The sequence below is a fragment of the Magnetofaba australis IT-1 genome, assembly GCF_002109495.1.
Lineage (GTDB): Bacteria > Pseudomonadota > Magnetococcia > Magnetococcales > Magnetococcaceae > Magnetofaba > Magnetofaba australis.
The window spans coordinates 574,179-596,248 of record NZ_LVJN01000019.1; the positions used below are offsets into that span (position 1 = coordinate 574,179).

13 protein-coding genes are annotated in these 22,070 nt (G+C 65.2%); 10 read left to right on the forward strand and 3 right to left on the reverse strand.

The window, feature by feature from the left end:
- Positions 1 to 294: 294 nt before the first annotated feature.
- From lolA to MAIT1_RS11790, 7 genes are all read left to right on the forward strand, one after another.
- Positions 295 to 957: an outer membrane lipoprotein periplasmic chaperone LolA gene (lolA, locus tag MAIT1_RS11760; protein ID WP_085442455.1), complete on the forward strand. Its 663-nt coding sequence runs from the start codon at positions 295 to 297 to the stop codon at positions 955 to 957.
- A 203-nt stretch (positions 958 to 1,160) separates the two neighbouring features.
- Positions 1,161 to 1,646 (forward strand): YajQ family cyclic di-GMP-binding protein, encoded by a 486-nt coding sequence (locus MAIT1_RS11765; RefSeq protein ID WP_085442456.1) that lies wholly within the window; start codon positions 1,161 to 1,163, stop codon positions 1,644 to 1,646.
- A gap of 11 nt (positions 1,647 to 1,657) precedes the next feature.
- Entirely contained in the window at positions 1,658 to 2,989 is a 1,332-nt protein-coding gene (gene rimO, locus MAIT1_RS11770) for a 30S ribosomal protein S12 methylthiotransferase RimO (RefSeq protein ID WP_085442457.1), read from the forward strand.
- A 220-nt stretch (positions 2,990 to 3,209) separates the two neighbouring features.
- The gene (locus MAIT1_RS11775) at positions 3,210 to 4,544 is read left to right on the forward strand and encodes a replication-associated recombination protein A (protein WP_085442458.1); all 1,335 of its coding nucleotides are present in this window, start codon (positions 3,210 to 3,212) and stop codon (positions 4,542 to 4,544) included.
- Positions 4,541 to 4,915, forward strand: a complete 375-nt coding sequence (crcB, locus tag MAIT1_RS11780; protein WP_085442459.1) for a fluoride efflux transporter CrcB — start codon at positions 4,541 to 4,543, stop codon at positions 4,913 to 4,915. The genes MAIT1_RS11775 and crcB overlap by 4 nt, the downstream gene beginning before the upstream one ends.
- 110 nt (positions 4,916 to 5,025) lie before the next feature.
- Positions 5,026 to 6,084, forward strand: a complete 1,059-nt coding sequence (locus MAIT1_RS11785) for an NAD-dependent epimerase/dehydratase family protein (protein WP_085442460.1) — start codon at positions 5,026 to 5,028, stop codon at positions 6,082 to 6,084.
- Positions 6,085 to 6,221: 137 nt separating this feature from the next.
- Positions 6,222 to 6,659 carry a site-specific integrase gene (locus MAIT1_RS11790; protein WP_085442461.1) on the forward strand — a complete coding sequence of 146 codons (438 nt, stop codon included), beginning with the start codon at positions 6,222 to 6,224 and terminating at the stop codon, positions 6,657 to 6,659.
- Between the two features lie 101 nt (positions 6,660 to 6,760).
- On the opposite strand, the gene MAIT1_RS11795 is transcribed toward MAIT1_RS11790, so the two are convergent.
- From MAIT1_RS11795 to MAIT1_RS11805, 3 genes are all read right to left on the reverse strand, one after another.
- Positions 6,761 to 8,602: a caspase family protein gene (locus tag MAIT1_RS11795; protein ID WP_085442462.1), complete on the reverse strand. Its 1,842-nt coding sequence runs from the start codon at positions 8,600 to 8,602 to the stop codon at positions 6,761 to 6,763.
- 189 nt (positions 8,603 to 8,791) lie between these two features.
- On the reverse strand, positions 8,792 to 10,114 hold the full coding sequence (locus tag MAIT1_RS11800) for an ammonium transporter (protein WP_085442583.1): 1,323 nt from the start codon (positions 10,112 to 10,114) through the stop codon (positions 8,792 to 8,794).
- A gap of 37 nt (positions 10,115 to 10,151) precedes the next feature.
- Complete coding sequence (locus MAIT1_RS11805; RefSeq protein ID WP_085442463.1) at positions 10,152 to 10,490, reverse strand: P-II family nitrogen regulator; 339 nt, start codon at positions 10,488 to 10,490, stop codon at positions 10,152 to 10,154.
- Positions 10,491 to 10,941: 451 nt separating this feature from the next.
- On the opposite strand from MAIT1_RS11805, the gene MAIT1_RS11810 reads away from it, so the two are divergent.
- The 3 genes from MAIT1_RS11810 to MAIT1_RS11820 are packed head-to-tail and all read left to right on the forward strand — an operon-like array spanning position 10,942 to position 22,063.
- On the forward strand, positions 10,942 to 19,530 hold the full coding sequence (locus MAIT1_RS11810) for a hypothetical protein (protein ID WP_085442464.1): 8,589 nt from the start codon (positions 10,942 to 10,944) through the stop codon (positions 19,528 to 19,530).
- A 51-nt stretch (positions 19,531 to 19,581) separates the two neighbouring features.
- The gene (locus MAIT1_RS11815; RefSeq protein ID WP_085442465.1) at positions 19,582 to 21,171 is read left to right on the forward strand and encodes a CHAD domain-containing protein; all 1,590 of its coding nucleotides are present in this window, start codon (positions 19,582 to 19,584) and stop codon (positions 21,169 to 21,171) included.
- Positions 21,164 to 22,063: an HDOD domain-containing protein gene (locus MAIT1_RS11820; RefSeq protein WP_158089452.1), complete on the forward strand. Its 900-nt coding sequence runs from the start codon at positions 21,164 to 21,166 to the stop codon at positions 22,061 to 22,063. The genes MAIT1_RS11815 and MAIT1_RS11820 overlap by 8 nt, the downstream gene beginning before the upstream one ends.
- Positions 22,064 to 22,070: the final 7 nt, after the last annotated feature.

Genomic DNA, 22,070 nt, shown 5'->3' on the forward strand with positions numbered 1-22,070 from the left:
CGTGGCGTGGCGCTGCGCGGGCGGTTGTGCCATACTTATCAGCCGCGATTCGGCTGTGGCGTCAGGCTTGTTCTGTCGTCACGCGCAACTGCGTCGTCCGTTACTACCATCGGATGCGAAAAGCGCGCCATCAACCATTTTTTCAGGTAAAGTTTTCGAATAAAGAATATTTGTTCAGAATAACAGTGGGTTGTTTGATATGAGAAAGTTGTTTGTATGGTTAATTAATTGTGGTAAGGCGCGCTGGTCTCCCTGTTTTGTCTAGAATGTTTTACTGTGTAAGAGGTTTTTGCCATGTGGAAGCGATTTGTGACGCTGGCTGTCGCGTGCGGCGCTCTTCTGGTCGGCGCGCCAACTTTTGCGGCGGAGTCGGAACAGGCGATGCCGCAAGCGGTGACGCGGCTGCAGACGTTCCTGGACGGCATGATCACCCTGCAAGGGCGCTTTACCCAGCGCTCGGAAGTGGCCGGGTCAGGCGACCTGCAGGAGAGCCGCGGTCAGTTCGCCGCCTTCAAGCCGGGCAAGTTTCGCTGGGACTATGAGTCGCCCACGCCGCAGATGATCCTCTCCGATGGCGCGACCCTCTGGTTCTATGAACAGGAGCTTGAGCAGGTCACGCGGGTTCCGGCAGAGCGTATGGATCAATCCCCCGCCACCTTCCTGGTCAACGGCGGGCGCATTGTCGATCAATTTGGTTGGCGCGTGCGCCACAGCGATGCCTGGAACGCCGATACCGTGGTGTTGATGCCCAAGAGTCAGGAGGGCGCCGCCGCGCAGTATCAGGAGATCGCCATCACTCTCGCCCCCAATAAGGATGCGATTCTCAATCTGGAGGTGACCGACAATCTGGGCAATCGGTCGTATATCTTCTTTCAGGATATGCAGCGCAATGAGCCCATCGACAAACAGAAGTTTCAGTTCACTCCGCCTAAAGGGGTGGATGTGATCGATGGCTAGGTTTGTGCGTTTGTTGTTGGTCTTGGAAGAGTAAAGAGACTGGGGCGTTGCCCCAGACCCCACCAGGGCGTTGCCCTGGACCCACCAGGAGGGACGCCCTCCTGGACCTCGGTTAGTTTACCCTCGTGCGCGTATCCGGCCTGTGTGCGTTTGCCGTCAGATCTGGATGTGTTCGCAAGCAACAGAATTAAAGGAACAGAGCGATGCCGTCTTTTGACGTGGTTTCGGAAGTGGACCTGCAGGAAGTGGACAACGCCGTCAATCAGGCGTCCAAGGAGATTGGAACCCGCTACGACTTCAAGGGCTCCAAAAGCGAGCTGTCGCGCGATGACAAGGTGATCAAGATCCTCGCCGACGACGACTACAAGCTCGAACAGGTGATCGACGTGCTCAAGACCAAACTGGTCAAGCGCAAGGTCGATCCCGGCTATCTGGAGTATGGCAAGGTGGAGCCCGCCTCCGGCGCCATGGTGCGTCAGGAGATCACCATCAAGGAGGGGGTGGAGACCGAGTTGGCCAAGAAGATCGTCAAGGCGATCAAAACCGCCAAGCTCAAGGTGCAGGCCGCCATTCAGGGCGAACAAGTGCGCGTCACCGGCAAAAAGCGTGACGATCTGCAAGAGGCCATCGCCCTGATTAAAGAGCAGAAATTCGAACAGCCGCTGCAATACACCAACTTCCGCGATTGAGTCAGAACGCCATGAGTCGCAAGGTGGGGATCATCTCCCTGGGGTGTCCCAAGAATACCGTGGACACCGAGAATATGCTGGGGCGTCTGGTGGGCGAAGGGTATGCGCTCACCGGCGATCCCGAAGAGGCCGATGTGCTGGTGATCAACACCTGCGGCTTCATCGCCGACGCCGAGGCCGAATCGCGCAGCAATATCGCCGCCATGGCCGAGGTGCGTTGCGCCCACCCGGATAAAAAGCTCATCGTCACCGGCTGTCTGTCGCAGCGCTACGGCGATGGTCTGAAGGCGGACTATCCCGACGTGGATCTGGTGGTGGGCTCGGGGCAGTATGACAAGATCATCCCGCTGCTGGCGCACCCGGCCGAGGCGGGCGATGCCGATCTGTTCGCCGCGCCGGGGCAGATGAGCGACCACAATGCGCCGCGTCTGCTCACCACCGCCGAACACACCGCCTATCTAAAGATCGCCGAAGGGTGCAACAACACCTGCGCCTTCTGCATCATTCCGCAGTTGCGCGGGCGCTTCCGTTCGCGCGCGTTGGATGATCTGGAGGCCGAGGCGCGGCAGTTGGCGGAAAACGGCGTCAAAGAGCTGGTGTTGGTGAGTCAGGACACCACCTGGTATGGGCGGGATCTGACCCCCCGCGCCGACCTGGCCGAGCTGCTGGAGCGGTTGGCGGCGATTCCGCAGAAGCCGTGGATTCGCATGCTCTATCTCTACCCGACGCTGATCAACGACCGGCTGCTGCAGACGGTGGCGCGGCATGACAACATCCTGCCCTACTTCGATATCCCGCTACAGCACGCCCACGACGCGGTGCTGAAGCGCATGGGCCGCGCCGAGCGCTCCGACGGCATCCGCGCCATGTTGGACAATATCCGCGCCACGGTCCCCGATGCGGTGATTCGCACCACCTTCATCGTCGGCTTCCCCGGCGAGAGCGAGGCGGAGTTCGAGTTCCTGGCCGACTTTATCGAGGAGGCGCAGTTCGACTGGATGGGCTGCTTCGTCTACTCCGACGAACCCGAGGCTCCGGCCTATCAACTGCCCGGCAAGGTGGATCGCGAGATCGCTTTGCAGCGTCAGGGCGCGTTGATGGAGCGGCAGATGGCCATCACCGCCGAGCGCCTGCAAAGCTGGGTGGGGCGGACCATTCCGGTGCTGGTGGAGGGGGAGGATGAAGAGGATCCCGATCTGCTCATCGGACGCGGGCCGGGCATGGCGCCGGAGGTGGATGGGACGGTGTTGATCACCGGCGACGATCCGCTGGAGGAGGGGCAGTTGATCCGGGTCCACATCGACGAAGCCGATGCGTATGACCTGGTTGGCCATCCCGTTTGATATGGGGCAAATCCGCCAATACAGCACAAACGAAAATTCGAAAATCGGGACATTTATGGCCCGATTTTCGGGGGGCTGGGGTCCGCGACCCCAGCGGGTCACGGGCGGCGCCCGTGCGGGTCGAGGGCAGAGCCCTCGTGGGTCCAGGGCAAAGCCCTGGTCGGGTCTGGGCTGAAAGCCCAGTCTCTTTCATCTTCCAAAAAACTCTCAGAGACCCGCCATGACTGCTGAAGCCCCCCTGGCCGATCGCATGCGTCCCCGCTCCCTGGAGGAGGTGGTGGGTCAGGAGGCGGTGACCGGCCCAGGCCAACTGCTGGCGCTGGCGCTGGCGGAGGGGCGCATTCCGTCGATGATCCTGTGGGGTCCGCCCGGTTGCGGTAAAACCACCATCGCGCGGGTGCTGGCCCACAGCGCCGACTACCGTTTTGAACAGCTCTCTGCGGTGTTGGCGGGGGTGAAGGATGTGCGCGCGGTGGTGGAGCGTGCGCAGAACTCCCGCGCCGAGGGCGAGCCCACCATTCTCTTTGTGGATGAGATCCACCGCTTCAATAAGGCGCAGCAGGATGCGTTTCTGCCATTTGTGGAGAATGGCGACATCACCCTCATCGGCGCCACCACTGAGAATCCCTCCTTCGAACTCAATGGCGCGTTGCTTTCACGCTGTCGGGTAACGGTGTTGCAGGAGCTGGAGCCCGATAAGCTCATTGTGCTGCTGGAGCGGGCGCTCACCGACGCCGAACGCGGATTAGGATTGAGCCGCACGCAGATCGCCGATGACGCTCTGGAGCTGATGGCCGAGCAGGCGGCGGGGGATGCGCGCTATGCGCTGAACATGCTGGAGACCTTTGTTGATCTGCATGCCCAGCCCTTGGCCAAAGGCGAGACCCTGAGCCGGGAGCAGTTGCAGAACAGCCTGCAGCGACGCGCCGCCCTGTATGACAAAAAAGGCGATGGGCACTATAATCTGATCTCGGCGCTGCACAAATCCCTGCGCGGCTCCGACGCCGACGCCTCGCTCTACTGGCTGGCGCGCATGCTGGGCGGCGGCGAGGATGGTCTGTATGTGGCGCGGCGCATGGTGCGTTTCGCCAGCGAGGATATCGGCAACGCCGACCCCCAGGCGCTGGCCATTGCGATTCAGGCGCGCGACGCCTACCACTTTCTCGGCCCGCCCGAGGGGGATCTGGCGCTGGCGCAGTGCGCGGTGTACTTGGCCACCGCGCCCAAAAGCAACAGCGTCTATGTGGCCTACAAGAAGGCGCAAAAACTGGCGCAACAGAGCGGCCATCTGGCCCCGCCCAAGCACATTCTCAACGCGCCCACGCGCATGATGAAGGAGCTGGGCTACGGCAAGGGGTATAAATACGCCCACGATTACGCCGACGCCTTCGCCGCCCAGGAGTGTTTCCCTGACGCGCTGGCGGGGACGGTGTTGTATGAACCGGTGGAGCGCGGGTTTGAACGCGAGATCGCCAAACGGTTGCAGTGGTGGCGCAAGCGCAAGCTCGAGGCGATGGCGCAGGCGCCGGAGCCGGAGCAGGGAGACGAGTCGTGAGTCAACTGGTGTGGGTCGCCGTGGGCGGCGCGGTGGGCGCGGTGGCGCGGTATGGCGTCTCCAATGGCGTGTATGGCTGGCTCGGGCGCGGCTTCCCCTGGGGCACCCTGGCGGTCAACTTCTTTGGCTCATTCCTTATGGGGCTGCTGTTTGTGCTGATGGTGGAGCGCACGGCGCTGCCGCTGGAGCTGCGCTCCACCATTCTGGTGGGCGGGCTGGGGGCGTTCACCACCTTCTCCACCTTCTCCATCGAGACTCTGCAACTGATCGAAAAAGGCGCCTGGAGTCTGGCTGCGCTCAATATGTTCGCCAGCGTGAGCGTCTGCATCGCCGCCGTCTGGGCCGGGGTGTGGATGGCGCGCATGATCTGAGCTGCGCATCAGCTATTGCGAAACAGTCAGGCGCGCAGGTAACTTGAGTCAGTTCACCTGATTGGGCGATCTGAGGTTTCCATACATTTAACACATTTAGGGCACTTTCCATGGGCGTTGTGATTGTCACCGGTTCGACCGGACTGCTGGGATCCCACATTGCGCGACTGTTCGCCGACAAAGGCGTGGACGTGGTGGGCGTGGATAACGATCTGCGCAAGGATATCCACGCCGCCTCCCAATGGAGTGGCGAGCAGACCCGCCGCGATCTGCTGGAGCACGCCGTTGACTATCGCCATGTGGACGCCGATTTCCGTGACGCGGCCGCCATGGATCGCCTGTTTGCGGAGTTTGGCCGCAATGTGCAGGCGGTGATCCACTGCGGCGGCGCGCACAACCGCGCTTTTTGCCAGGCCAACCCCGCTGAGGCCTACGCCATCAACGTGATGGGAACCAACGTTCTGTTGGAGACCCTGCGCAAGCACAGCAAACAGGGCGCTTTTCTCTACCTGAGCAGCATGCAGGTGTATGGCGAGCACGCCAATGGGCTGCCGTTGATGGATCTGGGGCGGCGCTGGGAGCTGCTGGATGGCCACCCCTACGCCGACGATGGGGTGGATGAGAGCATGTCCATCGACGCCACCCCCCATTCGATGCTGGGCGCGTCCCAAGCGGCGGCGGACCTGATGGTGCAGGAGTATGGCCACTCCTTTGGCATGAACACCGCATCCATTCGTGTGGGCTCCATCGTGGGGCCGTGCCAGGGCGAGCATCCGCGCGATGATCTGGGTTTGAACCGTCTGGCGGAGTGCGCAGGCAGTGGTGAGCCGTTCGTGATTCATGGTTACCAGGGCAAGCAGGTGCGCGACCCGCTGCACGTCGCGGATCTGGCCAATGCGCTGTGGTTCAAGTTCCAGGCGCCCAAACCGGCGTCGGTGTACAACCTGGGCGGCGGACGCAGCATGGCCTGCTCGGCGCGCGATGCGGTGGAGCGCATGCAGCGGCTGTCGGGCAAAGAGATCGAATTGAACGTCGAAGAGGGCGCCCCGGCGGGGGGGCAGGCGTGGTGGGTCACCAACACCGCCAAATTCCGCCAGGAGTTCCCCATGTGGCGCCCGCGCTACGATCTGGACGCGCTGTTCCAGTCGCTGCTGGATGCCAAACAGTAACGAATACGGGCGATGCACAGCCGTTGTGAAAAAACGGTTGTGTTAATCAAGGTTCACATTGAGGACATCATCCGGTCATTCCCTTTCGGCATCTTCCCGACCCATAAATAACGGGTAGAGAATGAAAGGAGAGCGAAATGTCCCTTCAATTTAACGACTCCTGCAACAAACAACTGACCGCCGTGGGCGCGCCGATTCACGCCCTGGCTCCTGAAGCGATGGCTCGCGGCCACCGCGACGCCCTGCGCGATCTGCGCGAGCGCGCCTGGAGCTTGATCCTGCGCGATACGCGCTTTTCCGCCGATCAAGCGGCGCTGCTGGATGCGGAAAATCTGCACTTTGGCCGCGATGGCTTCGCCACCGTGATGCTGCTGGAGGCGGGTGAAGTCGGCGCCCCGCGCAGCTACCTGCCGTCACAATGTCTGGCCCCGGACGCCGCTTCGGCGGTGGAGCGTTGGATGTGCGCCGCGCGCATCTTCACCGGCGCGCTGTTCCGGGAGATCGACGAGCATGGCCGTCTGGGGCAACGCCTGGGCGCTATGGGCGCGCTGTCGCAAGCGGGCACCGCCGCCTGAGTTTTGCCCCGGCGCGCTGACAGCCAGTCACCGGACAGAAATCAAAGCCGCCCGACTTGCGCCGGGCGGCTTTTTTTGTCGACGGTCTGATCTGGATTGCGTTATCGGGCCAGTCCGCGGGAGTCCCCTTTCTCCTGGCGGAATTTTTCAATCAACACGCCAGCGCCCCGCGCCGAGCGGGCGGTGGTGTAGGTGTGATACTCGCCGTCCTTCTCATACATGAGACGGCACGCCTTTCTGCCGCCGTGCCAGCGTTCAAATTTGGTGCAGAACACATTGCCCGCCACCCACCATTTGCCGGTATCGCCAATTTTTTTGCTGCCAAATCCCATGCTGATGGCGCTCATGCCACGCTTGGTCGGAGCGCCGTATACTGCGCCGCCCTGCGCAAAGAAGATAGAGAGTTGTTTTCCCTTCATGATGTTGTCGCCGCTCATGGTGTTGCCGGAGAGAACAGCGCGCAGTTCCGCTTCCTGGAGCGGACGTCCTTTTTCGGGATCTTCCGGCTCAGGAGCAGAGGGGCTGGGCGCCGCTGGCGCGGACGGCGGGGCGCGAGTGGGCTCTGGAATGCTGGCCATCTTCTGTTTCAACTCTTGATAGCGCTGTTCATCTTGGCGCAATTGCTCATCGCGGAGCTTCTGGCGAGCCAGTTCGGCCTCGCGGGCGCGGCGGGAGGACTCCTCCTGCTCGGCGCGCAGGCGCTCCTGCTCTTGGCGCAAACGCTCCTGTTCCTTCTGCGCCTGGGCGATTTTGCGATCAATGGCGTCCTGGCGCTCCTGTTTGTCCCGCTCCATCAGGGCGATGAGATCATTCAAACGCGCTTCCAGCTCATCGGCGGCGGCGCTCTCGGGGTTGATTTGACGCAGTTTGTCCAGGTGGATGCGCGCTCTGTCGGGTTGATTGCGCCGCAGCGCCGTATCGCACTGCTCGGCGATGCGCTGTTCAATGTGCGCAATCCCCTTGCGCGCCTCGGTATTGGCGAAATCCAGCGTTAGCGCCTGTTGATAGCAGTCATAAGCGTTTTGTGGCGGTTGGTCTTTGGCGGTGGGCGGCATGGTCAAGGCGTTGCGCGAGAGCATCAGATCGCACGCAGGCAGTAGCGCGGCGGCCAACTCCGGTCCGCTCTTCTCCCGTGTCTTGGGCACAAACCAGAAGTCCGACATCAGCGAGGAGTGGTCCCAGGGGATCTGTCGATTGTGGGTGGTTTGCGCCACGTCGCGGCGCACGGCGGTCATGAGTTGGCGCACCTCCAGACCGGGCTCGTCGATGTGTCGAAGCAGCGCCTGGGTGAAGGGGCTGTTGCGGGATTCGCCATCGGCGGCGACATTGCCCGGCTGGGTGGCGTAGGCGATGAGAGTGCCCAGACCCGCCTGCTCGCGCGCCAGACCGCCGGAACCGGCGGCGTCGCGGCTGAGTCCCATGCTGCGCGCCAGATTGCGCGCCAGGGGGTTGTTGCGGCAGGCGTCCAGAAACACCAGATTGGTGCGCTGTTCGCGCTCCAATTGGGTCATGATCAGGCGCATGGGGATCGCCTCAAACGGCAGATCCTCCACGTCTTGGAGCGCCGCATCCACGGGGACCAGATAGTTGCGTCCCTGCACCTGCAGTCCGTGTCCGGCGTAGTAGAAAAGGCCCACGCCCGCGCCGCGCAGTTTGCGCGCAAAGTCGCGAATGGCGCGCTCCATGTGGCGCCGATCCAGGTCCAGCCCATCCACCACATCGAAGCCCAGCGCGCGCAGTTTGCTGGCCACAGCGCGGGCGTCATGCTCGGGATTGCGTAGCGCGCCCGCATGTTGATAGGCGCTATTGCCGATCACCAGCGCCACGCGGCGGGCGGGATCGGTGGCTTTGTCCAGCTTCAGGCCGCGATCTGCGGCGGCTTGGGCGCTGTTTGACGTGAGCGCCAGGAGGAGCAAAGCAGTGGTCAGGAGGCGAGTGAACATGGACGCACTCTTGGGCAGGCGGTGAGCAGGCGGTAAGTTCACAGCTAAGTGGGGAAATCATATCTGTTTTGCGCCGCGGACGGAATCCCTGCCTGTCGATCGCCGGGTAGCGGTTGAAAATCGGCACAAAAAAGAGGGGCCCGAAGGCCCCTCTTGGGTACAGCATTGCCGATGTGGCGTAAGCGAGGATTACAGGTTGTAACCGCGCTCGTCGTGGTCGGCCAGGTCCAGACCCATGGTCTCGCCCTCTTCGTCCACGCGCAGGCCCATGATCACGTCGAGGATCTTGAGCAGCAGCAGGGAGACGAAGCCGGAGTAGACGATGGTGAAGCCCACGCTCTTGGCCTGAGCGATCACCTGACCGCCGATGGAGCCGCCAACCATGTCGGCCACAGCCACGGAGCCGCCCAGGGTGTCCGCAGCGAACACACCGGTGAGCAGAGCGCCGACGATGCCGCCGATGCCGTGCACGCCGAAGGCGTCCAGGGAGTCGTCATAGCCGCCGATGCGCTTGATGGTGGTGGCGCCGATGAAGCAGAAGAAGCCGGCGGCGACACCGATCACCAGGGCGCCCATGGGGCCGCAGGTGCCGGAGGCGGGGGTGATGGCGACCAGACCGGCCACAGCGCCGGTGACCACGCCCAGCACGGAGGCTTTGCCGTGACGCGCCCATTCCACCAGCATCCAGGTGGCGGCGGCGGCGGCGGTGGCCAGCTGGGTCACCAGCAGGGCCATACCGGCGGTGCCGTCGGCGGCCAACTCGGAACCAGCGTTGAAGCCGAACCAACCCACCCACAGCAGAGCGGCGCCAACCACGGTCAGGGGCAGGTTATGCGGGGGCATGGCGGTGTTGGGGTAGCCTTTGCGCTTGCCCAGCACGATAGCGGCCATCAGCGCGGCGATACCGGCGTTGATGTGCACCACGGTGCCGCCGGCGAAGTCCAGCACGCCGTCAGCGCCCATCCAACCACCGCCCCACACCATGTGGCAGATCGGCAGGTAGACCAGGGTGCCCCACAGGATCATGAACAGCAGCATGGCGGAGAACTTCATGCGCTCGGCGAAGCCGCCCACGATCAGGGCCGGGGTGATGATGAAGAAGGTCATCTGGAAGGTGACGAACACCGACTCGGGAATGGTGCCGGACAGGGAGTCTACAGTCACGCCCGAGAGGAACAGTTTGGAGAAGTCGCCCATCAACCAGTTGAGGCTCCAGCCGTCGCCGCCGCCGAAGGCGACGGAGTAGCCGTAGATGGCCCACAGAACCGACATCACCGCGGTGATGGCGAAGCACTGCATCAGCACCGACAGCACGTTCTTGGCGCGCACCAGGCCGCCGTAGAACAGAGCCAGGCCGGGGATGGTCATCATCAGCACCAGCGCGGTGGCGACGATCATCCAGGCGGTGTCGCCGGTGTTCAGGGTGGGGGCTTCTTCGGCCCAGGCGGCCAGGGGGGTCAGGGCCAGCGCGCCGGCGCCGGCCGCAAGCCATTTACGAGGGAAGTTCTGCATCATTTCAGCTCCTTGGGAATCGTCTGGGTCGGGAGAATTACAGCGCGTTGGGGCCGGTTTCGCCGGTGCGGATGCGAATCGCCTGCTGCATGTCGAAGACGAAGATCTTACCGTCGCCGATTTTCTCGGTCTTGGCGCCTTTTTGAATCGCTTCGACGGCTTGGTCGAGCATGTCGTCATTGACGGCCAGTTCGATCTTCAGTTTGGGCAGAAAGTCCACGCGGTATTCCGCGCCGCGATAGAGCTCGGTGTGGCCCTTTTGGCGGCCAAAGCCGCGCACTTCGGTGACGGTGATGCCGGTGATGCCCACCGCAGTGAGGGCTTCGCGCACCTCGTCCTGCTTGAACGGTTTGATAATGGCCACAATCCACTTCATGTCGCTCTCCTTGAAAGCCGGGCTGCTCCGCTCGAGTGCGGAAAATAAGAGGTTCCGAGGTTGTGCTTTGCTCCAGCGCGTGGCGGAAACTGCGCTGTGCACAGTCCAAACGCGTGGGGTGAGACACGCAGCAGAGAGCAGGGCGTGTGCCACCATTGGCAAATTACTGAAAACACGGGGATCATTGTAAGGTTGGTCTATCTTTTATGCAGCGTATGCATATATTTTGTGCAATACAGGTGATGAATAATTCATCTTTCCTCGCAAAATGCACATATATTAATCATTCTTGCGGTTTGGTTGCTGAGAGTTGCGCCATTGTGCGCCACTTGGGCGGGAAAATTGGTCGATCGCGCGCCATCCATTGGAGTCCGCCGGGCGGGTCAGTAGTATGGGAGGAATTTTTTCCATTCTACGCCCGGGCGTAAGCGGGCGGCGGTGAGGCGAAGCGATGAGCAGAGCGGCGCGATTGGCGTCTCCGGTTTTGGCGGCGGCGTGGACCATCATCATAATAGCGGTCTCCATTCAGGCGGGACTCTATGTATCCCACAATGCGTCGGCGTTGATGGCCCATGCGCCGCTGCCGCATTTTCTGGCCGTGCCGCTGACCAACCAGACCGAGGCGCCCATTGTCGCCACCTTGATGGGGGTGATTGGCGGCTTTCTCACCTTCTTTGCGCTGGGCTACCTGTGGCAGGGGGTGTTTGACGCCATCCGTTTGGGGGTGATCAACCACCGCCTGGATGTGGCCGCGCGTCGCGGCAGTTTTGAACACCCCGATTCGCCGCCGGGGGATTGGGGCTGGGCCTTCTATCCGCTGTTTGCGCGCCAATGGCGCGACTTCATCGAAACCCTGCATCGTCAGGACCACCCCGACAAGTGGCCCGATCAGATCCGTTATCAATACCGCGCCACCGCTCCGGCGGAGATCTACTTCAATCCGCAGGTGCTGGTGGACACGCCGATGAAGGTGGAGTTCTTCCGCCACCTGCCCGGCGTCCTCACCGGCGCGGGCATCGTCAGCACCTTCGCCGGCATTCTCTTGGGGTTGACCGAGTTCAATCCCACCGTGGAGGCCGCCCAGGTCACCACCCAGCTCAAGCATCTGTTTACCGGCGTCTCCACCGCCTTTGTGGCCTCCTTCCTGGCCATCCTCACCGCCATCGTCGTTACTGTTTCCGAGAAGTTGCTGCTCTACTGGCGCTACGCCCAGGTGACCTATCTGCAAGGGCGCCTGGACGATCTGTTTCGCGGCGGCGTGGACGCCGACTATCTGGCGCAACTGGCCCAGCGCGGCATGGGCGCAGGCGGCTCCGAAGCGGGGGTGAATCCCGACGACTTAGAGCTGGGCGCGCTGGCGCTGGAGATGCAGGCGGCATTCGCCAAGGCGCTGGCCGAGCCGGTGAAGCTCATCGCCGCCGCCGCCGAGGGGGCCGCCGCCGAGCAGCGCGCCCAACGCGAGGCGCTGCAGGAGGCGCGCGACCATCTGACGCAGATGGCCTCGGATCTGGGCCGTGCGGCGCAGACCTGGGAGACCGAACTCACCGGGCTGGGCGAGTCCATGCGCATGCTGGCGCAATCCAACGATGAATCCGGCATCGCCGAGGCGCTGCAGTCGTTGCAGTCGCTGCACGGTCTATCCGAGGTGATGGAGGCGCTCAAAGCCTCCATGGCCGCCGGATCCGAACTGCCGCAGACCCTTGCGCGCATCGCCGAACAGAGCGAGGCCGGGCCGCAGCGCATCGCCGAGGCCATTGCGCGTCTGGAACAGGCCGCCTCTGAGCGCGCCGATTCCCTCAATCAGAGCCTGCAGAGTGAGCGTCAGGCGTTGGGCGAGCAGTTGGCCGCCGCCGCCAGCGCCCATTCCGAGGCGTTGGCTTCCGGGCTGGAGCAGGAGCGTCAGGCGTTGGGCGAGCAGTTGGGCGAGAGCTGGCGCGCGGCGCTGGCCGAGCAGATCGCCGAACCGCTGTCGCGCATGGGCCAGGAGCAGGGGGCGATGATGGCCACCCTGTCGCAGACCCAGCAGGCCCAGGCCCATGAGATCGAACAGGCGGCCCAGGCGCGTGAGGCGCAGGCGGCGCAACTGGCCGCCATGGTCAACGATCAGGCCCACGCCCTGACCGATCTGGAGGCGCTGCGTCTGGGCGCCTCAACCCAGGAGGACGCCTTCCATGAAGTGAGCGAACTGTTGGGCGCGGCGCGGGGGCAGTTGATGTCGGTGGCCGCGCAGCACAATGCGCTCTCCGAACGCATGACCCACATGGCCGACAGCCACACCGAGGTCGCCGAACAGGTTGCGGGGCTGAGTGATAACCAGAAGGCCCACAACGAGCGCATCAGCATGATGATGGCGGGGCAGTCGGCGCAATTGGATCGCCTGGACGCGCTCAAAGAGGGGGTGCAGGAGGCGCGCGACGGCGTGGCGGCGCAGACCGAACGGCTGGACCGCTTCGACGATATGGCCGCCGAGCAGCAGCGTATTCGCGGGCAGTTGACTGAACAGGTGGGGCAGCTGCGTAAGCTGGACGCTCTGGGCGAAGCGCAGCAGGGGTTGCGCGATCAACTGGCGGGGCAGGGCGACGGCATCCAGACCCGCCTGAACGAACTGGCCAATCTGCAACGCAACGCCCGTGAGCGCATCGACGCCATGGGCCAACAGGTGCAGCGCGCCATGGGCGATGTGAGCGCCGAGGAGCGCTTGGCCGCCGGTCAGGCGTTGCGCATCGCATTGCAGGATCTGCAGAGCATTCAGAGCGGCTTGCAGGAGCGCATCAATGCGGTGGCGCTGGCGCAGGATGACGCGGTGCAGCGTCTGACCGTGCTGGATGCGGCGCAGACTTCAGCAGCGGAGCGGGCGCAAAACGCCTGGGACGCCGCCAGCGCCCAGTTGGCGGCGCTGGATGACGCCGCGCGCACCCACAGTGAAGCGTTGCGCGAGGGTTTCACGCCGCTGCGTGAGGAGATGCAGATGGCGCGCGATGCATTGACGCCGCTGCAAACCGGGGTCGACGCGCTGCGCCAGGAGGTCGCCCCGGTGCGCGATGGGGTCAACGCCATTCAGGATGGTCTGACCCCGCTACAGACAGGAGTGACCGCGCTGCGCGATGGCCTGACGCCGCTGCGCGAGAGCGTCAATGCGGTGCGCGATGGTCTGACCCCGCTGCACAGCGGGATGGATGCGCTGCGTGAGGAGGTCGCGCCGGTGCGCGATGGCGTCAACGCGGTATTCGAAGGCTTGACGCCGTTGCAGTCTGGCATGGAGTCGCTGCGGGTTGGGCTGGCGCCGGTGCGTGAGAGCATGACCGCGGTGCGTGAAGGCATGAATGCGGTGCGCGATGGCCTGGAGCCGCTGCAAGCCGAGGTGCAGGGGGTGCGCGACGGGCAGGCGGCGTTGCGCGATGGCATCGACTCTTTGCGTGAGAACGCGACTCAGAGCGTGGAGCAGAGCCATCAGTTCCACACAGGTATGGAGAGTCGCCTGCAGGCGTTGGCCGAGCAGGGGCGCGCCGTGGAGGGGCGTCTGGATGCTTCGCACAATGAGATGCAGAGCATGCAACAGACGGTGGAGCGCAGCGCCGAGAGCTTGGCGCGCCTGAGCGATGCGCAACAGGGCTTGGCCGAGAGCGTGGATGGCGCCATTGATGAGATCGCCGCCGCCCGCGACGCTGCTCAGGATGCGGCCGGTCAGGCGCAGTTGGCGGCCCAGGGCGGACAGGAGGCGTTGGGGCTGCTGGGTGATCAGAGCGACCAGATGGCGCTGGCGCGGGACGCCCAGGAGCAGGCCCTCGGCGCCCTCAATGAGTTGCGCAGCGTGCTGGCCGATGCGGGCGACCACAATGTCGCCGCCGCCGAGCGCGAAATGCAAATTCTGCAGAAAACCGAGGCCGCCCGCGAAGCGATTACGCAGATGGGCAACGCCGTGGGCGGGGTCAAGCAGACCCTGATGGCGCTGCGCGCCGACCGCGAGGGCGACAAGCGCCAAGCCGACGCCATCACCCAGACCTTGGAAACCCTGCAACAGGGGCGGACGGAGGATCAGGCGCAGAGCGCCGAGATCAAGCAGACGTTGGAGACTCTGCGCGATGGTCGCGAAGAGGAGATCCGTCACGGCGAGGCGATGAAACAGGAGATCGTCGCCCTGCGCGAGATGCAGGAGAGCGCGGGCGGCACCCTGGGCAGCGTGTTGGGCAGCGTTGGCGGCGCGTTGCAGGATCTCTCCAAATTGCTGGAGGGACAAAACAAAGCCCTGACGCAACTGGAGGCTTTGAGCGGCCAGCAGAGCGAATTGACGCAAGGCCTCAACGCCGCGCGCGATGCTTTGAGCGATGTGCAGACGCAGTCCCACAACGCCGCTGAGGCGCAACAGGCGCTGGGGGAAAACGTCGACCTGCTCAAGGCGCATCAGGCCGGGGTCTATACCGGTCTGGAGCAGACCCAGAGCGGTATCGAGCATTTGCAAGAGACTCTCGATGCGCTCAAATCACGCATCGAGGCGCAGGAGGATCCTGATCAGTCGCCGCTGATGGAGCGCGCCGCGCGCATGCAGGAGCAGCTGGAGCAACTGCGCGATGGGCAGCATAGCGCCGCCGAGCGGCTGCGCGCCTTGAGCGAGCGTCACGGCGAGTTGCTGGAGGCGCAATCTCAGGGCCGCGAGCAGAGCGAGCAGGGCTTCGAGGCGCTGCGCGAAGGGCAGGCGGGGTTGCGCTCGGCCATCGACAGCGCGCGCATGTCGGCGGCGGCGGCGCTCTCCGGCGTGGGCGAGTTGCAGGAGGGGATGGAGCCCATCCAACCGGCGCTGGAGGCTATCGAGTCGCATCAAGCTGGGCTGGACGCGGCGCAGGAGGCGATGCGCACGGCGCTGGCCACCCTCTCTCAGGAGACCTTGGGGCTGCGCGAAGGCCAGAGCGGTCTGCAGGAGAAATTGGGCGCGCTGGGCGCCGGGCAGGAGACCGGTAACGCCATTCTGCAAGCGCTGCAGGAGCAGGCGTTGGAGATCGCCCAGGAGCAGGAGCAGTTGCGCGCCGGCGCAGCCACTACGCGGGAGTTGATCCAGGCGCTGCAGGAGCGCCAGGAGAGCGCCCGCGCCGCCCTGGAGGGCGCGCGGGTGGCGGCCACGGCGGCGCTCTCCGGCGTGCACGGTCTGGAGGAGACGCTGCAAGGATTGGCCGAGGGGCAGACGCAGACCCGCGACGGGGTGGCGTCGCTGCAAGGGCTGATCACCGAGTCGGAGTCGCGTCTGGACGCTTTGGATGCGGCCCAGGAGGGGATTCGCACCGCGGTGACCAGCGTGGCCAGCGAAGCGCTGGGTCTGCGCGACGGGCAGAGCCAGACGCAACAGGCGTTGGCGGCGCTGCAACAGCTCCTCAGCGGCTCCGAGTCGCGTCTGGACGCCCTGGATGCGGCGCAAGAGGGGCTGCGCACGGCCATCACCAGCGTGGCCAGCGAAGCGCTGGGGCTGCGCGAGGGGCAAGAGAATTTGCGCGGCGATATCGCCGGGGTGCGCGACGCTCAGAACGGCGCGCTGGAGACGCTGGCGCGGGTGCGTGAGGCGCTCACCGGACTCGAAGTGCAGGGCGCCGCCCGACGCGCCGAGTTGGAGAGCGTGCAGGAGTCGCTGGGCGCCCTGATCAGCAACCAGGAGGGCATCGACGCCGCCCTGCTGGGGGCGCAGGAGGCGGCCAAGCAGGCCGCCGAGGGCGCGGGCGCGTTGCAGGCCAGTCAGCAGCAGTTATTGGAAATCGCCAGCGAGGCGCGTGAGCGCAGCGCCAGCGATAGCGGCCATCTGGACGCCATCGCCTCGGCCCAGCAGGGTTTGAGCTCGGCCATGACCAGCGTTGCCAATGAGGTGATCAGCGTGCGCGACGGCCAGGTGGATCTGCAACACACCGTGGCGCGTTTGACCGATCTGCAGAGCGAGGCGGAGTCGGCGCTGCGCGAGTTGAATGATCGTCAGATCGGCGCCACGGCGGCGCTGGAGTCCGCCGAGCAGTCCGCCGCCCAGGCCGCCGATGCGGCCAATGCGCTGTTCGACGGCGTCGGCGGCATCGAACGCGCAGTGGCGCAGATGCAGGCGGATCAGCAGAGCGCCGCCGAGGATGCGGCGCAGCAGCAGGCGCGTCAGACCGCTCGCGATGAGGCGCTGGACGCCATCAATGCGCAGCAGCAGGCCGCCAGCGAGAGTTTGCAGAGCTTGACCCAACGCGCTGCGGATCACAGCGAGGCGCTGGCGCGTCTGCATCACGCGGTAAGCGAGAGCGAGCGCGGGGCTCAGGCCGCCAGCGGCTTGCTGGAGCGGTTGACCTCGATTCAGGGCGAGGCGATGGATCGTCTGGCGGCGCTGCTCAACGATGGCCGCGAGCAGGATGAGCGCCTGACCAGTCTGGATGCGGCGCAGCGCGAACAGGCCGAGCGCATGCAGCAGGCCAGCGCCGCTCTGGAGCGATTGAGCGAGGCGCAGCAGGGGGTGGTGGAGGCGGCGCAGAGCGCCCGCGAAGCCCTGGCGCTGATGCAGGGGCAGCAGGAGCGGGAGTCCGGCGCCATCGATCGTTTGAGCGCGCAGTTGGAGGAGAGCGCGGCGCAGCAGCAGGGGATTCAGGGCGCGCTGCTGGAAGGACGCGAAACCATGGGACAACTGCTGGACGCCCAACGCAGCGCGCAGCAGACGCAGGAGGGCATCCACGCCAGCGTGCAGGGGCTCCAGCACGGTATGGGCGAGTGGCTGCAGAGCGCCAACGAGTCTCGCGAACAGGTGCGTCAGACCCACGCCGCCAGTCAGGCGTTGGCCGATGGCCAGCAGCGTCTGGACGCCTCCCTGGAGAGTCTGATCGCCGCCCAGCGCGAGGCCGAGGCCGAAGCGGCGCGGGCGCATCAGGCCAGCGCGGCGCTGCAGGAGGGGCAGCAGCAGCTGCTCTCCGGGGTGGCGGCGCTGGAGTCGGCGCAGCATGGCGCGCAGGCGCGTAGCGAGGCGTTGAGCGAGTCGCAAAGTCAACTGATGGAGCAGGTGGCGGAAATACAGCAAACCCAGCAGGGGGCGCAGCAGGCGGTTCATGCATTGGGCGAGGCGCTGCAATCGGCGCAGCAGGCGAGCGCCCAGCAGCAGAGCGCGGCGCAGGAGACGCTATTGCAACGGCTGTCGGCGCAGGATGACGCCCTGTTCGGCCTGCGTGAAGCGCTGCCGGAGGATCCCGGCCCCATGCTCTCGGGTTTGTTGGAGCGCTTCACCGCGCCGCTGCGTGACGCCATGATCGCGCTGGATGGCCGCTTGGATGGCCTCAAGTCGGGGCTGGCCGAGGAGCGTGCGGCGCTGGAGGAGGCGATGCGGCAGGCGCGCGAGTCGGCGCAGAGTCTCTCGGCGGAGAGCGAAGCGCGCATGGCCGATCGTCTGGCCCAGGCCATGGAGGCGGCGGTGGGGCGTCAGGACGCTCTGATCGAAGCATTGGAGTCGCTTTCGGTGCGGGTCAACCAGACCATTGACGGCGTGCGTCAGCGTCTGGAGGAGGCGGTTTCCGGCGCGGTGAGCAGCCTGGAGCAGCAGACCCGCCAACTGGGCGAGAGCGCGCAGATGGCCAATCGCTCGTTGCAGGAGGAGATGCGCCAAAGTCTGCAGCAGGCGGGCGCGGGCGAGGAGGCGGCGCAACTGGCCGTGCAGATGCAGCAGGAGATGGCGCGTCTGGGCGAGGCGATGCAGCGTATGATGAGCGAGCAGTCCGAGGCCCAGCAGCAGAGCGCCCGCAGCGCTCTGCGCGAGGCCTCGGACTCCCTGGCCGAGAATCTGGACAAGCGCATGCGCGGCGCCCTGGAGGAGACCAGCGAGCGCATCAGCGCCGAGGTGGCCGCCCACAGTCAGGAGCTGGGCAAGGAGATGGATGAGCGCATCGCCGACAGTCAGGCCCAGGTGGCGCGTCAAGCCGCCGCCGAACTGGCGCAGTTGGGCGAGAATTTGAGTCAGCGGGTGCTGGACGGAGTGCGCGATATCACCGGCGCCGATCAGGCCCGCGCCGAGGATCGTCTCAACACCCTGCTGGGGCAGTTGCAGGAGGATCTGGAGCGCGCGCTGCAGCGACAAAACGAGTTGAGCGGCCAGAAGATGGAGCAGATCGCCGAACAGGGTGAAGCGCGCATGCGCGAAGAGGTGCAGGGCGGCGTCAAGGAGATCTCCCTGACCCAGGCGCGTCTGTCCGAAGTGCTGCGGCGCAAGCTGGATGCGCGCCTGGAGGAGATGCTGGCGGGGCTGGAGGAGCGTCTGGTGGCGGGTGATGATGTGACCCGCGATCAACTGCTTGCCGGGCTGCGTCACGAGCTGGAGCAGAGCTTGCGCGATGGGCGCGGCGCGGCGGCGGCGCCGTCCGACGCGGGCCGCGATGCGCAGATCGTGGCGGCGGTCACCAAGACCCTGGGGGCGCGTCTGGACGCCGTGGATCAGCGGCTGGCGCGACTGGCGCAGACCAGCGGCGGCGATGCGCCCGATGTGGGGCGCTTGAGTTCCCTCAGCGAAGAGATCCTGGCGCGTCTGAACGCCATGGAGGCGCAGACTGCGTCCAGCGCGGAGTCCGGCGATGCGGGCGCCAAGGTTGCGGAGTTGGCCAAACGCATGGATGGCTTGGCCGACGCCGTTTCGGGTCGCGTGAGTACGGCGGTGGGCGCGCTTCAGGAGGAGTTGCGCACGCTGCAGGCGCAGGTCAACGGCGCCCAAAATGCGCTGCGGAAGGAGCTCAATGAGCAACTGCAGCAGTTGGTTCCAGGGGCGACGCGCGGCGCCGACGGCGCGACCGGCGATGTGGCCGAACAGATGATAGAGGCCGCGCGGGTCAACGAGTCGCGTCACAAGGGGATGCTCAAGGCGCTGGATCAGATCAGTCGCAATTTCCATCAGGAGCTGGAGCGGCTGGATGAGCGGCTGGCCGAGCAGAATCGCGCCGCTGGGGTCGAACTGGCCAAACAGGTGGAGAGTCTGTTGATCAAATCCGGCAAGGAGCAGGCGATCTTTGTGGAGATGCTGGGCGAACGCCTGGATGCTCTGCGCAAGCGGCTTAAGGTGTAAGCCGATGGTCTCGTCAGGCTTGGGGACGTCTCTGCTTGCGGAGCGCACTGCGTGAGCGGGCCGCGTATTTTGCGCATGCGCCCCGGCGTCGGCGCGCCGGACACCGTGGCCACCCACCCCCTCATCGGCGCGGCGTGCGCCAAGCAGTCGCGCATCCAGGGGCGCACCGCCTTCTTCGATACGCCGGATCTGGATCTGGCCGCGCGGGGGGTGGATCTGCAAGTGGGGCGCGGGCCTCAGGGCGCGCCGATTCAGCGCCTGCTCAATGTCGGTTTGGCCGCGCCGCATGTGCCTGAAGGGCGTGCGCTGCTGATCTGGCAAGGTCCGGCGCCCAGCGATGCGCAACTCAATCTTTCGCAACTGGCGGCCTCAACCGACACCTTGGGGCAGATCGGCGGCATCGACCTGGCGCAACTGCGGCGTTGCTTTATCCTCAATTATGAGCGGCGCACCTGGAAACTGGCGTTTCCTAACGGCGATAAACTGGTGGTGCGCGAGGAGGTGGGGGCGCTGGATGATGGCGACTGCGTGGAGCCCTATCGCGAGATCGAGCTGGAGCTGACCAGCGGTTCGCCGTCGCGTTTTTATGAAGTCTCGCTGGCGATCATGCACTATCTGCATGCGGCGCTGACGCCGTTGGGGCCACCCGCGCGCTGGCAGGCGGCGCGGCGCCCTGACGCCCTGCAACCGCGCGCGCCGCGGCGCAACGCCCTGCGCCCGGATATGCATCTGGATCAGGCCTATGGCCGCATCAATCAGAACGTCCTCGACGCCATGGTCGCCGCCTTGCCGTTGGTGAGCCATGGACAGGGCGCGGTGTGGATGCAGGGGCACGCCACTCTGCTCGATGGCGTACGGCGATTGCGTTTGATGGAGTCGTGGTTTGCTCCCAGCATCCCCGATGGGATCCGTCAGGCCATGGGCGGCGAGTTGGCGTGGATTGAGGAGCGTTTGGATGAGGCGCGCGCCTGGGGCGCCTTGCGCCAGAGTCTGTTGGCGCCGTTCTCCGAACACTTCGCCGATCTGCCCGGCGTGGCCGCCATGATGAGCGAATCCGACGCCCGCTGGCGCGAGGCCCGCGCGCGTTTGCAGGAGGCGTTGGCGCATCCGCGCTTTGCCCGCTTCCTGCTGGGGCTCTACCACTGGATGACCGGGCGTGGCTGGCGCAATCGCTTCGATCAGGAGGAGCGCTTGGCGTTTGAGGGCGAAGTCAAAACCTTTGCCGCCGAGCAGTTCTCCCTGGGGCACCGCTTTATCCGCCGCCAGGGGGTGCGTTTCGGTTTCGACGCCAGCCATCCCGATGCGCCGGAGTGGCCGGGACGCGCCCAGGATGATGCGCTGGCGCTGTTGGGCGACGCTTTTATCGACGCCAAACCGCGGCGTGAGTACCAAACCGCCATGGCGCGTTGGCGGCGTCTGGCCGAAGAGCAGCGCATGCTCCTCGACGGCATGGCGCCGTTGGGTCGTCTGAAACAGACCCTGCCGCAGGAGCTGCTGCACATGCTTACCGGTTGGTTGGGCGCGCGCGCAGCGGAGATGCGTCATGAAGGGCGCGAGGCGTGGCGCCATGCGGCCAACTGTCCGCCCTTCTGGTTGGGTGCGCCGCCGTTGGACGCCGCCGAGGAGACGCCCCATGAGTAACTGGAGCGACCAGGAGATCGCCGCCGCCCGTGAGGCGCTGGAGGAGACGGAGTTGCCGTCGCGGCCCCAAGGGTTGCTGGAGGCGTTCAAGGCGCAGAGCGCATTTGCGCCGGATCTGGCGGTGGCCGCCGACGCCATCGGTCGTGATATGGCCCTCTCCGCCGCAGTGCTGCGCGCGGCCAATCACAATCTGAGCGGCTATCAGGGTAAAATCGCCTCGGTGCGCGAGGCGGTGATGCTGCTGGGTTTTGGCGGCTTGCGCGAGTTGGTGGCGGAGCAGTTCCTGGATGCGCCGTTGGCGGTGATGGGCTCGCCCGCTCATGAAATTCGTCTGCGCGCCCAGATCTGTGCGCGGGTGTGTGAACTGCTGGCGGCGCTGCTGCCGCAGCGCGCTGGCGCGATGCTCAGCGGGCATCTGCCCAGCGTGGCGCCGGATGTGGCCCACACTTTGGGACTGCTGCACGATGCGGGGGCGATGTTGATGACGCGCCGTTTCCGTGACTACGCCGCCCTGTGTGATGAGCATGTCCACAGCGACGGCGCAGAGCTGCTGGCCGCCGAGCGCAGCCGTTACGGGTTTGATCATACGCTGGCCGGTTGGCTGGCGTGGCGCGATTGGGGGCTGCCCAAGGCGCTCTGTCGCGCGGTGGCGGCGCACCATGATGGGGTGCGCTTTCTGCGCCCGGATCAACCCGCCTCCGAGCGCACGGTGGCGGCGCTGCAGGGGATTCTCAGTCTGGCTTTGCGCCTTGCCGGACAGACATCCGACGCCCAGTGGCGTGAGCAGGGGCCTGCGCTGCTGGTGGCGCTGCATCTGACGCCCTCGGAGTGGAGCGTTCTCAACGATCAGATTGCGCGCGCCGGCGCGTTGGATCCGGCCGAGGTGGAGTAGGAGCGAT